At 64.5% G+C, this 12,825-nt stretch carries 12 protein-coding genes and 1 riboswitch; of the genes, 8 read left to right on the top strand and 4 right to left on the bottom strand.

Annotated elements, in window-relative coordinates; genetic code table 11:
- Nucleotides 1-3 precede the first annotated feature (3 nt).
- Both speB and N826_RS02305 read left to right on the top strand, forming a co-directional pair.
- Nucleotides 4-966 (top strand): agmatinase, encoded by a 963-nt coding sequence (speB, locus tag N826_RS02310; RefSeq protein WP_044425666.1) that lies wholly within the window; start codon nucleotides 4-6, stop codon nucleotides 964-966.
- A gap of 5 nt (nucleotides 967-971) precedes the next feature.
- A complete protein-coding gene (locus N826_RS02305; protein ID WP_044425665.1) occupies nucleotides 972-1,583 on the top strand; it encodes a DUF1989 domain-containing protein in 612 nt (203 codons plus the stop codon).
- Between the two features lie 6 nt (nucleotides 1,584-1,589).
- Here N826_RS02305 and N826_RS02300 read toward each other — a convergent pair whose 3' ends face one another.
- The 3 genes from N826_RS02300 to N826_RS02290 form a co-directional block, all read right to left on the bottom strand.
- A complete protein-coding gene (locus N826_RS02300) occupies nucleotides 1,590-2,135 on the bottom strand; it encodes a biotin transporter BioY (RefSeq protein ID WP_044425664.1) in 546 nt (181 codons plus the stop codon).
- 74 nt (nucleotides 2,136-2,209) lie between these two features.
- Nucleotides 2,210-2,809 (bottom strand): energy-coupling factor transporter transmembrane component T family protein, encoded by a 600-nt coding sequence (locus N826_RS02295; RefSeq protein ID WP_044425663.1) that lies wholly within the window; start codon nucleotides 2,807-2,809, stop codon nucleotides 2,210-2,212.
- On the bottom strand, nucleotides 2,809-3,483 hold the full coding sequence (locus N826_RS02290) for an energy-coupling factor ABC transporter ATP-binding protein (protein ID WP_044425662.1): 675 nt from the start codon (nucleotides 3,481-3,483) through the stop codon (nucleotides 2,809-2,811). The genes N826_RS02295 and N826_RS02290 overlap by 1 nt, the downstream gene beginning before the upstream one ends.
- A gap of 225 nt (nucleotides 3,484-3,708) precedes the next feature.
- Nucleotides 3,709-3,833, top strand: a riboswitch (guanidine-I (ykkC/yxkD leader).
- A 73-nt stretch (nucleotides 3,834-3,906) separates the two neighbouring features.
- On the opposite strand from N826_RS02290, the gene N826_RS02285 reads away from it, so the two are divergent.
- From N826_RS02285 to N826_RS02260, 6 genes are read left to right on the top strand one after another with little or no spacing between them, the layout of a single operon-like run.
- A complete protein-coding gene (locus N826_RS02285; RefSeq protein WP_044425661.1) occupies nucleotides 3,907-4,635 on the top strand; it encodes an urea amidolyase associated protein UAAP1 in 729 nt (242 codons plus the stop codon).
- A 20-nt stretch (nucleotides 4,636-4,655) separates the two neighbouring features.
- A complete protein-coding gene (locus N826_RS02280; protein ID WP_044425660.1) occupies nucleotides 4,656-5,303 on the top strand; it encodes an urea amidolyase associated protein UAAP2 in 648 nt (215 codons plus the stop codon).
- A gap of 14 nt (nucleotides 5,304-5,317) precedes the next feature.
- Nucleotides 5,318-8,929, top strand: a complete 3,612-nt coding sequence (gene uca, locus N826_RS02275; RefSeq protein WP_044425659.1) for an urea carboxylase — start codon at nucleotides 5,318-5,320, stop codon at nucleotides 8,927-8,929.
- Between the two features lie 48 nt (nucleotides 8,930-8,977).
- Complete coding sequence (locus N826_RS02270) at nucleotides 8,978-10,051, top strand: putative urea ABC transporter substrate-binding protein (protein WP_044425658.1); 1,074 nt, start codon at nucleotides 8,978-8,980, stop codon at nucleotides 10,049-10,051.
- Nucleotides 10,052-10,054: 3 nt separating this feature from the next.
- Complete coding sequence (locus N826_RS02265; RefSeq protein WP_044425657.1) at nucleotides 10,055-10,879, top strand: ABC transporter permease; 825 nt, start codon at nucleotides 10,055-10,057, stop codon at nucleotides 10,877-10,879.
- A complete protein-coding gene (locus N826_RS02260) occupies nucleotides 10,876-11,619 on the top strand; it encodes an ABC transporter ATP-binding protein (RefSeq protein WP_044425656.1) in 744 nt (247 codons plus the stop codon). Before N826_RS02265 ends, N826_RS02260 begins: the two co-directional genes overlap by 4 nt.
- A 156-nt stretch (nucleotides 11,620-11,775) precedes the next feature.
- Here N826_RS02260 and N826_RS02255 read toward each other — a convergent pair whose 3' ends face one another.
- A complete protein-coding gene (locus N826_RS02255) occupies nucleotides 11,776-12,822 on the bottom strand; it encodes an aldo/keto reductase (protein WP_044425655.1) in 1,047 nt (348 codons plus the stop codon).
- Between the last annotated feature and the right edge of the window lie 3 nt (nucleotides 12,823-12,825).

Below are 12,825 nucleotides of genomic sequence, written 5' to 3'. Positions count from 1 at the left end.
GATATGAACGACAAGGTTTTCGAGCCTCTCGACAGCGGCGTCGTGCCGCGTTTTGCCGGTATGCCGACCTTCATGCGCCTGCCGGTCGCAACCCCGCAGGATGTGGATGTGGCGTTGATCGGCGTCCCGTTCGACGGCGGAACGACCAACCGGCCCGGTACCCGCCACGGTCCCCGTGAAATCCGCAACCAGTCCAGCCTGACCCGCCGCGTCCACCACGTCACCGGCATCTCGCCTTACGATCTGGTACGTGTGGGCGATTGCGGCGACACGCCGATAAACCCGCTTGACCTAGCCGCGAGCATGGAGAGCATCACCAGGTACTATAGCGGCGTTCGGCAGGCCGGGGCGGTTCCGCTGACAGTCGGGGGCGACCACCTGATCTCGCTGCCGATCCTGCGCGGCCTAGTGGACAAGGGGCCGGTCGGGCTCATCCACTTCGACGCCCATTCCGACACGTTCGACAGCTTCTTCGGCAGCCGGTACAATCATGCGACGCCGTTCAGGCGCGCGGTCGAGGAAGGTTTGCTCGACCCAAAGCGCACCGTCCAGATCGGGTTGCGCGGCGCGATCTCGGACGCGGCGAACTTCGACTACGCCAGAGAGCACGGCATTCGCCTGATCTTCATCGAAGAGTTCGACGAGCGCGGGGCGAAAGACGTCATGGCCGAGGCCCGGGCCATCGTCGGTGACCTGCCGACCTATGTGTCCTTCGACATCGATGTCCTCGATCCGTCGATTGCGCCGGGGACCGGCACGCCGGAAATCGGCGGCATCACGACGCGTGAAGCTCAGAAGATGCTCCGGCTGCTCGGCGGCCTGGACATCGTCGGGGCGGACCTTGTCGAGGTATCGCCGCCCTTCGACCCCTCCGGCGCCACGGCATTGACGGCGGCGACGATCATGTTCGAGTTGCTCTGTGTCATGGCACAAAGCATTTCCGACCGGAAGAAGAAGAGGAATTGACCATAATGTCCGCCGAACAGCTCGTGACGATCCCCGCTCGCAAAGGAAAGGCCGCCTTCGTCGCCAAGGGCCAACTGGTCAAGATCATCAACACCCACGGCGAACAGGTCGTCGATACCTGGGCCTTCCGGCGCGACGACATGACGGAGTTCATGTCGAACGAGCATACCCGTGCCCATATCCTGAAAATCATTCCCAAGACCGGCGACGCGCTGCTGACCAACCACCGCCGCCCGATCCTGACGTTGCTGGAGGACACCTCTGGCGGCGTCCACGACACGTTGATCGCCGCCTGCGACCGGTACCGCTACGAGCTGCTGGGCTGCGAAGGGCACCATGACAACTGCACCGACAACCTGGCTCAGGGACTGGCTGACCTGGGGTTGACCCCGCCGGAAACGCCCAGCCCGCTGAACCTGTTCATGAACATCCCGGTCGCCCCCGACAACACCCTGTCGTTCGAGGCCCCACCCGCCCCGGTCAAGGGCGGGTACGTCGTCCTCCGGGCCGAGATGGACCTAGTGATCGCGTTCTCGGCCTGCCCGCAGGACATACTGCCGATCAATGGTACGGCCTGCCAGCCGACCGACGCGCATTTCAGCGTCTATGATGCGTGACGATTATCAGGCACGGATGACCGGGTAGCTCCGGTTGACCGTTTTTGCGACGAAGGCGGCGATGACGACCTTGATCAGGTCGCCGGGGATGAAGGTGATCGATCCCGCCGCCGCCTTTTCCAGCGGCAGCCCCGCGATCAGGCTCAGGCCGATGATGCCGATGACATAGACGACGAAGATGCCGCCGGCGGCGCAGGCGGCCAGCAGATAGCCGAAGTTCAGGCGCTTCCAGAAGCGCTCGGTCAGCCAGCCGGTCACGAAGGCTCCGATCGGCCAGGACACCAGGAAACCGGCCGTCGGACCGAAGAAGACCCCAAGTCCGCCGCGTCCGCCCGACAGTAGTGGCAGTCCGATCGCGACCAGCGCCAGGAACAGCACGATCGCCAACGCGCCGCGTTTCGCGCCCAGGATGGCTCCCGCGAGCATGACGCCCATCGACTGCGCCGTGATCGGCACGGGAACGAAGCCGACCGGAACGGGCGGCATCAGCCCAAGGGCCGCCATAATGGCGGCGAACAGGGCAATGTGAACAATATCGCGAGTGCTGAGCATTTCAGTTGAATCCGGTTTCTTCGAGTAAATCTGCTTAGATGCGGAAGAGGTTTTGGGCTTCGGCTTCGGAAAACTCAATCCGGATCGTAGCCGCGCGCCTCGATGGCGTCGGTCAGCACGCTTGCCATGCGCAAGGTCTTGACGATCAGCGGCACGGCGACGGCGGTAACGCTGCGCTCCAGCCCACGCGCCTGCTGGGCCGCCCGGATTTCCCGCACTAGATCGACCAGCAGCGGGACGAAGCGGATCGCCAGCGAGATCATCAGGCTGATCTTGGCGGGATTGACCCCGATGAACCGCAGGGGCCGAAGTCCGCTTTCCAGCGCATCGACCATATGCGACACGCGGGTCGTCAGCGTGATGCCGACCGCCAAGGATACCAGGATGGTGAAGCGCAGCACCGTCACCAAACCGCTCTGCCAGCTTACCAGCAGCGCATGGACCGCGAAGAAGAACAGCGCCAGGAACAGCACCGGACGAAGCTGGGCCACGACCTCGCGGGCCGGCAGGCGCGCAACGGCGAACAGGCCCAATACGGCAGTGAGGACAGCGGCAAGCACCCGCCAATTGTCCACCGCGATCAGGGCCAGCGCCGATAGCGCCAGCGCCAGCATCTTGACGCCGGGAGCAAGCGCGTGGATGGCGGAGTTCCGGTCGATGTAGAGACCCAGCATCAGTTCATCAGCTCGATGTAGCGGGCGATGGCGGGTCCGGGGCAGTCGTCGGCGACGACGCGGCCGCCGTCGAAGACCAGCACGCGATCGAAGCCGCCGAGCAGGTCCAGGTCATGGGAAATGAAGATGGCGGTCTGCGGCAGCCCCGCGACGATCTCTACGATCTTCCGCTTGTTGCGCAGGTCGAGCAGCGTCGTCGGCTCGTCGAAGACGACATAGGCCGGCTCCATCACCAGGACGGAGCAGATCGCCAGAAGCTGCTTCTGTCCGCCACTCAGCAGATGCGCCGAGCGCGTCCGGTGTTCGGTCAGGCCGTAGCGGTCGAGGACGCCTGCCACCCGGCGCGCGATCTCAGCCTTGTCCAGCTTCAGGTTCTTGAGACCGAAGGCGATGTCCTCTTCCACCGTGGGATATACGATCTGCGTGTCCGGGTCCTGGAACACGAAGCCGACTTTCCGGCGCACCGCCTTGCCGTCTGTCCGGGTGTCAAGGCCATCGACCGTCACCGTCCCCTCGTCCGGGATGACAAGCCCGTTCAGCAGACGCGCGAAGGTGCTCTTGCCAGAGCCGTTGGCTCCGACCACGGCCACCCGCCGTTCGGTGATCGACAGCGATACGTCACGCAGCACGGGATGATCGCCGTACCTGTGGCTCACCTGTATGAGTTCGATCATCGGAGAATACGCCCAATCCTCGGCCGGCTGAAACTTTAGGCCGCTACTGCCACGGAGAATTGTTGAAAATCAAGGGGTTTGAAAAACCACGACGTCTAACTGCTCAAAATGACGCCAGTCATGGTGCGGAGGTAGGCAGAAATCTGCTGAATGCATGCATAATCTTACCTTACGCCCTGGATTTCAGCGCTTTCCAAATTTGGCATTTCCCTTGCAGCTACTCTTATCCTCAGCAGCTAGGGTTCCGGCTGGACAGGTTTGACACACCCGTCCGGTGTTACTGGTCCGAGAGCAGCGACCCGTTCGGTAAACAGCGAACGGGCACACGGCGGGACAAAAGCCCGGGAGGTCTCAAACACGGAGGATGTTGCTCCGATGGGACGTCCCATTGCCCGGCACTCCTCCTATGCCTGAGGTGTGGCCATGGCAACCGTTCGCCCCGACCTGCTATATCAAGATCAATTCGACGGCGGCAAGCATTGGTCGTTCACGCTGAAGCGTGGAACGATCCTGCGCCTGATCGACCGCGACGGCGGCGCCAATGTCGGCATGCTGTTCTACAATCCAAGCAACCTGCTGGAGCGCTATAACGCCCCCGACACGCTGAAGTGTCAGCACACCTTCAAACTGACGGCAGGGCACTGCCTGTATTCGGACATGGGGCGGATCTTCTGCTCGATCGTCGAAGACACCGCCGGCTGGCATGACACCGTCTGCGGCAATTCCACCAAGGCCCAGGTATCCTCGAAGTGGGGCCGCAAGAGCTATCAGGAATACCGTAACGACTGGACCCAAAACGGCCATGACAGCTTTCTGGTCGAAGCGGCCAAGTATGGCATGGGCCGGCGCGATCTGGCGGCCAACGTCAACTGGTTCAGCAGGGTCCGCACTGAAGAGGACGGCTCGCTGGTGTTCGACGGCTCGCAAGCCAAGGCGGGTGCCCATGTCGATCTTCGGTTCGAGATGGACACGCTGGTCCTGTTCCACACCTGCCCGCATCCGATGAACCCTGCCACGGAGTACCCGCGCAAGGGCATCGCGGTTGAACTCTACCGGGGTGAACCGGTGGCGGAGGACGATCCATGCCTCAACAGCCGGCCCGAGAACGGGCGCGGCTTCGCCAACAATCACCTTTACCACCTGTGCGGCTGAGCGGATCGGGAACCGAAACGATGACCAGGAAAAGCACTCTGTCACCCGATACCGCCGGCTACCGCAAGGTCGTTCCCGCTGGTGATTACTGGATTCACAAGGTCCGTGCCGGCCAGATCTTCCGCATCGTCGATCTGGAAGGCAATCAGGCCGCCGACACCCTCTTCTACAGCGCCGCCGATCCGGCCGAGCGCTACAGCGCGGTCGATACCATCCGCGAACAGCGCAACGTCTATCTCAGCGTCGGGACCAGGCTGATGTCCACGGCGGGGAATCCCATGCTGGAGATCGTCGCCGACACCGTGGGCCGGCACGACACCCTGGGCGGCGCCTGCTCGACCGAGAGCAACACCGTCCGCTATGCGCTGGAGAAGAAGTGCATGCACGCCTGCCGCGACAGCTATCTGCTGGCGGTGGCCGAGCACGAGGAATTCGGCCTGACCAAGCGCGATATCACCCACAACATCAACTTCTTCATGAACGTGCCCGTGACTCCCGACGGCGGCCTGACCTTCGCCGACGGCGTCAGCGGACCGGGCGAGTATGTCGAGATGCGGGCTGAGATGGACGTGATCGTCCTTATCTCCAACTGCCCGCAGCTCAACAACCCCTGCAACGCCTACAACCCGACACCCATCGAAGTGGTGATCTGGGACGCGTCGGCGTAGAGGGGAAAACCGTCATGTTCAGAAAAGTCCTGATCGCCAATCGCGGCGAGATAGCCTGCCGCGTGATCCGAACGCTGGACCGGATGGGGATCGCCTCCGTAGCAGTCTATTCCGAAGCCGACCGGCATTCGCTGCATGTAGCCATGGCCGGCGAAGCCGTCTGCATCGGGCCGGCCACCGTTTCGGAAAGCTACCTCAACGCCGACCGCATCCTGGAAGCGGCACTGTCCACCGGAGCTGAGGCGATCCACCCCGGCTACGGTTTCCTGTCGGAAAACCCCGGCTTCGCCGAGGCTTGCGCCGAGACCGGCATCGTCTTCATCGGTCCGACGCCCGACCAGATGCGGGCATTCGGCCTGAAGCACACCGCGCGTCAGATCGCCCAGGACAGCGGCGTGCCGCTGTCTCCCGGCAGCGGCTTGCTGGCCGACGCCGAGGAGGCGGTGCGGGCAGCAGACAGCGTCGGCTATCCGGTGATGATCAAGAGCACAGCCGGAGGCGGCGGCATCGGCATGCAACTTTGCCGCGATCCGGCGCAACTCGGCTCCATGTTCGAGGCGGTGTCCCGGCTGTCGCGCAACAACTTCAAGGAATCCGGCGTCTATCTGGAGAAGTTCGTCGAGCATGCGCGCCATATCGAGGTGCAAATCTTCGGTGACGGGCGTGGCAGCGTGGTGGCATTGGGCGAGCGGGACTGCTCGGCACAGCGGCGCAATCAGAAGGTGATCGAGGAAACCCCCGCCCCTGCCCTGTCCGGCGATCAGCGGCAAGCGCTGTTCGACGCGGCGGAGCGGCTGGGCCGCGCCGTCGGATACCAGTCCGCCGGTACGGTGGAGTTCATCTACGACACATCAGTCGGCGAGTTCTATTTCCTGGAGGTCAACACCCGGCTTCAGGTCGAGCACGGCGTCACCGAGGAGGTGACCGGCGTCGATCTGGTGGAATGGATGATCGTCCAGGCCGCCGGAGAGACCCTTCCGCTGGCGGCGCACTCCCAACGCGCCGCAGGTGCTTCGATCCAGGTCCGCGTCTATGCCGAGGACCCCGGCCGCGCGTTCCGGCCCTCCGCCGGCATCCTGACCGAAGCGGTCTTCCCCCCGGACGCACGGGTGGAAACCTGGGTCGAGCGCGGGACGGAGGTAACGCCGTTCTATGATCCGCTGCTGGCCAAGATCATCGTGCGCGGCACCGACCGCGCCGACGCCATCGCCAAGCTGCGGGCGGCACTGGACGGTTGCCGGCTCGACGGGATCGAAACCAATCTCGGCTACCTGCGCCAGCTTGCCGCCGACCCGCTGTTCGCCGAGGGCGGTTTCACGACGCGCTATCTCGACACCGTGACCTACAAGGCGCAGTCGATAGAAGTCGTCACACCCGGCACCCTTACCAGCGTGCAGGACTATCCGGGACGCGTCGGCTACTGGGAAGTCGGCGTGCCGCCGTCGGGTCCAATGGACCCATTGGCCTTCCGGCTGGGCAACAGGCTGCTGGGCAATCCTGACGGCACAGCCGGTTTGGAAATGACCGTTTCCGGACCGACGCTGAAGTTCAACCGCGATGCCGTGTTCTGTCTGGCAGGGGCCGGGATGCCGGCCTCTCTCGACGGCGAAGCGGTGCCGTTCTGGCAGCCGGTTGCCGTCTCCGCCGGTGCGACGCTCCGCATAGGTGCCGCGACCGGAGCGGGGTGCCGCGCCTATCTTCTGGTCCAGGGCGGCATTGACGTACCCGAATATCTCGGCAGCCGGTCCACCTTCACGCTGGGCAAGTTCGGCGGTCATGGCGGCCGGGCGCTGATGCCCGGCGACATCCTGCATATCGGTAACGAGCCTGCCGGAGAAGCACTGCCGCTGTCGGCAACCCTTGTCCCGGAATACGGCCATGCCTGGGAGATCGGCGTCCTTTACGGTCCCCACGGAGCGCCCGATTTCTTTACCGAAGCCGACATCGCCACGTTCTTCGCCTCGGACTGGGAAGTCCACTACAACTCCAGCCGTACGGGCGTCCGGCTGATCGGTCCCAAGCCGGAATGGGCACGCAAGGACGGCGAAGAAGCGGGTCTGCACCCGTCCAACATCCACGACAACGCCTACGCCATCGGCACAATCGACTTCACCGGCGACATGCCAGTCATCCTGGGACCGGACGGGCCGAGCCTGGGCGGCTTCGTCTGCCCAGCGACCATCGTGCAGGCTGAGCTTTGGAAGATCGGCCAATTGCGCCCTGGCGACCGGGTCCGCTTCCGCCGCCTGACCGCTGCCGAAGCGGCACGTCTGGAAGACGCCCAGGACGCCGCCATCGCGACGCTTCGCCCGGCCGATCCCGCCAGCCTGCCGCCCCGTCGCGGCACCGGTCCCGACGATGCGGTCCTGCACCGGCTCCCGGCGGTTCCGGGCGGAGAGGATGTCGTCTACCGGCGTTCCGGCGACCGCTATCTGCTGGTGGAGTACGGTCCGCTGGTGCTGGACCTGAACCTGCGCTTCCGGGTCCACGCTCTTCAGCAGCACCTCAAGGCTGCCGCCCTGCCCGGCATCCTGGACCTGACGCCCGGCATCCGTTCGCTCCAGATCCACTACGACAGCCGGGAACTGGCGCTGACGGACCTGCTCGATCACCTGATCGCCGCGGAGCACGCCCTGCCCGCCATCGACGATCTGGAAGTGCCGACCCGCATCGTCCACCTGCCGCTGTCGTGGGACGACGAGGCGACCCGGCTCGCCATTGCCAAATACATGCAGTCGGTTCGGGCGGACGCTCCCTGGTGCCCGAGCAATATCGAGTTCATCCGCCGCATCAACGGCCTGGACGATATCGAAGCCGTCAAGGAGATCCTGTTCAGCGCCAGCTATCTGGTGATGGGCCTGGGCGACGTCTATCTGGGCGCTCCCGTCGCAACCCCGGTCGATCCTCGTCACCGGCTGGTCACGACCAAGTACAACCCCGCCCGCACCTGGACGCCGGAGAACGCGGTCGGCATCGGCGGCGCTTATCTCTGCGTCTATGGGATGGAAGGACCGGGCGGTTACCAGTTCGTCGGGCGTACCTGCCAGATGTGGAACACCTATCGGGACACGGCGGAGTTTCCGCCCGGCCAAACCTGGCTGCTGCGCCACTTCGACCAGATCCGTTTCCATCCCGTCTCCCATGACGAGCTGCTGGCTTTCCGGGCGGATTTCCTCCAGGGCCGGGCCTCGCTGAAGATCGAGGAATCCACCTTCCGGCTGCGCGACTACCACCGCTTCCTGGAAGACAACCGCGCCTCCATCGAAGCCTTCAAGGCCACCCAGCAGGCCGCCTTCGAGGCGGAACGCGCCCGCTGGGAGGCATCCGGCCAGAACATCGCCGCTTCTATTGAACCGGCGGCCGATGCCGGCTTCGACGCGGCGACCGACCTGCCGGACGGCGGCGAGGCGATTTCCAGCCCGGTCTCCGGGAGCATCTGGAAGATTGCCGGAGCGGCGGGAGGAGCGGTCAAGGCGGGCGACGTCCTGGTGATCGTCGAATCCATGAAGATGGAAATCGCCGTCTCCGCCCCATCGGACGGGACGCTGATCGAGATCCGCTGTGCCGAAGGTCAGGCGGTCTCTCTCGGGCAGCCGCTTGCCGTCTTCATCCCCACGGCGGCCTGAGTTTCCAACGCACCCATAAACGCCAACAGAACCAGAGGAGCTTCCCGTATGCGGACCCTGTTCAAGCGAGCGATCGTCGGCCTGACCCTGGCGCTGGCCCTTGTGGCCGCACAGTCCCCCGCCATCGCGGCGGAGAAGAAATCCTTCCGGATCGCGTGGTCGATCTATGCGGGATGGATGCCCTGGGGCTATGCCTCCGACAGCGGCATCATGAAGAAGTGGGCCGACAAGTACGGCATCTCGGTCGAGATCGTGCAGATCAACGACTACGTCGAATCGATCAACCAGTACACAGCCGGGGCCTTCGACGGCTGCGTCATGACCAACATGGACGCGCTGACCATCCCGGCAGCCGGCGGCGTGGATTCAACGGCGCTGATCTCGGGCGACTATTCCGACGGCAACGACGGCGTGGTGCTAAAGGGCGGCAAGAGCCTGAAAGACATCAAGGGCCAGAACGTCAATCTGGTCGAGCTATCGGTCTCCCACTATCTGCTCGCCCGTGCGCTGGACACCGTCGGGATGTCGGAGCGCGACGTCCGCGTCGTCAATACTGCCGATGCCGACATCGTCTCCGCCTTCGTCTCGCCTGACGTCACTGCGACGGTGACCTGGAACCCGCAGCTCAGCGAAGTGCGTAAGGCCGAGGGTGCGGCCATGGTGTTCGACAGCAGCAAGGTCCCCGGCGAGATCATCGACCTGATGGTCGTCAATACCGATACCCTCAAGCAAAATCCCAATCTTGGCAAAGCGCTGGTCGGTGCGTGGTACGAGACGCTGGCGCTGATGAAGGACGGCGGTCCGAAGGGAACCGAGGCGCTGACCGCGATGGCGACCGCGTCCGGCACCGATCTGGAAGGCTACAAGTCTCAGCTCGCCACGACGAAGATGTTCTATACGCCCGCCGAGGCGGTCGCCTTTGCGACCAGTCCCGAGCTGGTCAAGGGCATGGATCTGGTCCGCACCTTCTCGTTCGACCACGGGCTGCTGGGCGAAGGTGCCCGGACCGTCGATGCGGTTGGGATCGCGTTTCCCGGCGGTACGGTGCTGGGCGACGCTGGGAACGTCAAGCTGCGCTTCGATGCCGAAACCATGAAGATGGCCGCCGAAGGGAAGCTCTGAGCGATGCGCCGGATCATCAACCTGCGCCCCGGCCGGGGCGGCATCGTGCTGTGGGGTGCGCTGCCGTTCCTGATGGCCGCCATCGCCTATGCGGTCGCCTCGTCGACCCGGCTGGCGGCGAACCCGAACGACAAGCTGCTGCCCCATTTCGAGTCGTTCGTCGCCGCCATCGCGAGGTTGGCGCTCAATCCCGATCCCCGGACCGGCGACTACCTGATGTGGGTGGACACGCTCGCCAGCCTGGAGCGGCTGGGCCTCGGGCTGGCGGTGTCGACGGCGCTGGCGCTTGTGCTAGGCGTGGCGGTCGGGTTGATCCCGTACATCCGGGCGGGGCTGTCGCCCATCATCGGCGTGATCTCCATGATCCCGCCGATGGCGGTGCTGCCCGTCCTGTTCATCGTGTTTGGGCTGGACGAATTGTCCAAGGTGGTGCTGATCGTGTTCGGCGTGGCGCCGTTCCTGGTGCGCGATCTGGCGATCAAGGTCGGCGACATGCCACGGGAGCAGCTTATCAAGGCGCAGACTCTCGGAGCCTCGACGTGGCAGATCGTGGTCCGCGTCGTGCTGCCGCAGATGCTGCCCCGGCTGATAGACGCGGTACGCCTGTCGTTGGGACCGGCATGGCTGTTCCTGATCTCCGCCGAAGCCATCGCCGCGACGGAAGGATTGGGCTACAGGATCTTCCTGGTCCGCCGCTACATGGCGATGGACGTGATCCTGCCCTACGTCGCCTGGATCACGCTGCTGGCCTTCCTGTCCGACGCGGGTCTCCGCTGGATCAATGCCCGCTTCTTCCCCTGGCTCCAGGCGGGAAAGGGACAGTCATGAGCCGGTTATCGGTCAGGAACGTCTGGAAGGAATATCCTGGTCAGGTCGTGCTGGAACGCCTGTCGCTGGAGATCGCGTCGGGCGAGTTCTGCGCGCTGGTCGGTCCGTCGGGCTGCGGCAAGACCACGTTCCTCCGCATGCTGCTGGGCGAGGAAAGCCCGACCCGTGGCACCATCGAACTGGACGGCAAGCCGCTGGTGGCGGAGCCCGGTCCGGACCGTGGCGTCGTGTTCCAGCGCTATTCCGTCTTCCCGCACTTGACGGTGCTCCAGAACGTGATCATCGGGCGGGAGTTCGAACGGTCGCCGTTCCTGGGCAAGCTGTTCGGCGCCAAGCGCCGCGCCGCCGAGGAGGAGGCGGAGGAGGTATTAAACGAGGTCGGCCTGTCCGCCCATCGCGCCAAGTACCCGGCCGAGCTTTCCGGCGGCATGCAGCAGCGGCTCGCCATCTCCCAGGCATTGATCCGGAAGCCGAAGGTGCTGCTGCTGGACGAGCCGTTCGGGGCGCTCGACGCCGGCACCAAGAGCCAGATGTACGAGCTGCTGCTGCGTCTCTGGGCTGAATACAAAATGAGCATCTTCATGGTCACGCATGACCTGAAGGAAGGCTTTACCCTGGCGACGCGGGTGCTCGCCTTCGACAAGGTCCGCATCGATCCGCAGGCTCCGGGAGCCTATGGAGCGACGGTGACCTACAACCTGCCGCTGGAAGACAAGATCGCAGCGATGGCAGTCGCCTGATCGTAATCATGGAACGTGCCTTGCATGGATTCTCAAGCGCAACCCAGCACAGGAGAGCAGGCTTGGATTACCCATGGCAGACCCGGCTTCGACAGATCGCCACGGCATTGCAGCACCTGATGAGCGTCCGCGCCCATGCCCTGCATCCGTGGCTGTTCAACCCGGATGACTACCGTCCGAGAACCGAAGCGGCGCATCCTCGCGCAGCAGCTTCTCGTGTTTCAGCTCAGCCCACAAGTCGTCCGGAATAGGGTGGCTGAAGTGCCGGAGGTTGGCGGCTATCTGCTCGGGCGCCACGGCACCGGGGATCACTGACGCGACGCAATCGTGCCCCAGAGGAAATTGGAGCGCCGCGGCGGCCATCGTCACGCCATGGCGGCGGCAGACGGTATCCAGCCGGCGGACCAATTCCATCTGCTCCGGAGTCGCGTCCTCGTAATTGTATTTGGCGCCGGGAACCGCTCCGCTCGCGAGGATGCCTGAATTGAAGACGCCGCCGATCACGACGCCGACATTGCGCTCGCTGCAATAGGGCAGCTCGCGGGTCAGCGTGTCCTGTTCGGCCAGGGTATAGCGCAACGCTATCAGGAAGAAGTCGAGGTCGAACAGGTCGAGGAACCGGGGGATCATACCCAGTTCGTTGATGCCGCAACCGATGCCCCTGATCACACCGGCGTCCCGCAACTCCTCCAGCGCCCGCCAACCGCCGGTGGCGAGTTGCGCCATGTAGGCGGATACCTTCTCGGCATGGATATGGTGGCGGAAGTCCAGGTCGTGGATGATGGCGAGGTCGATCCGGTTCATCCCCAGGCGTTGCAGGCTGTCCTCGAACGAGCGCATGACGCCGTCGTAGCTGTAGTCGAACACATGGTCGAAATAGAGCCCGCCCGCCCAGAAGCCGGTGTCGAACGCGCCTGCCCGGCGCGGCGCCTTCAGGACCCTGCCGACCTTGGTGGACAGCACGAACTCGTCACGCGGCTTGGTGTAGAGGAACCGCCCGGTCCTATGTTCGCTCTGGCCCCTGCCGTACCAAGGCGCCGTGTCGAAGTAGCGGACGCCCGCGTCCCAGGCCGCCTGCTGCACGGCCATGGCCTGCTCGTCGGGGACCCGCGTGAACAGGTCGCCCAGCGGGGCGGCGCCGAAGCCGAACTGGGTCACGTGGACATCGGTGCGGCCCAGCCGCCGCTTTGCAATCGGGTTCATGAT

The organism is Skermanella aerolata KACC 11604 (assembly GCF_000936425.1).
GTDB classification, from domain to species: Bacteria; Pseudomonadota; Alphaproteobacteria; order Azospirillales; family Azospirillaceae; genus Skermanella; species Skermanella aerolata.
The sequence above is the reverse complement of the archived record's forward strand: the minus strand, read 5'-3'. Positions and strand labels throughout refer to the sequence as shown.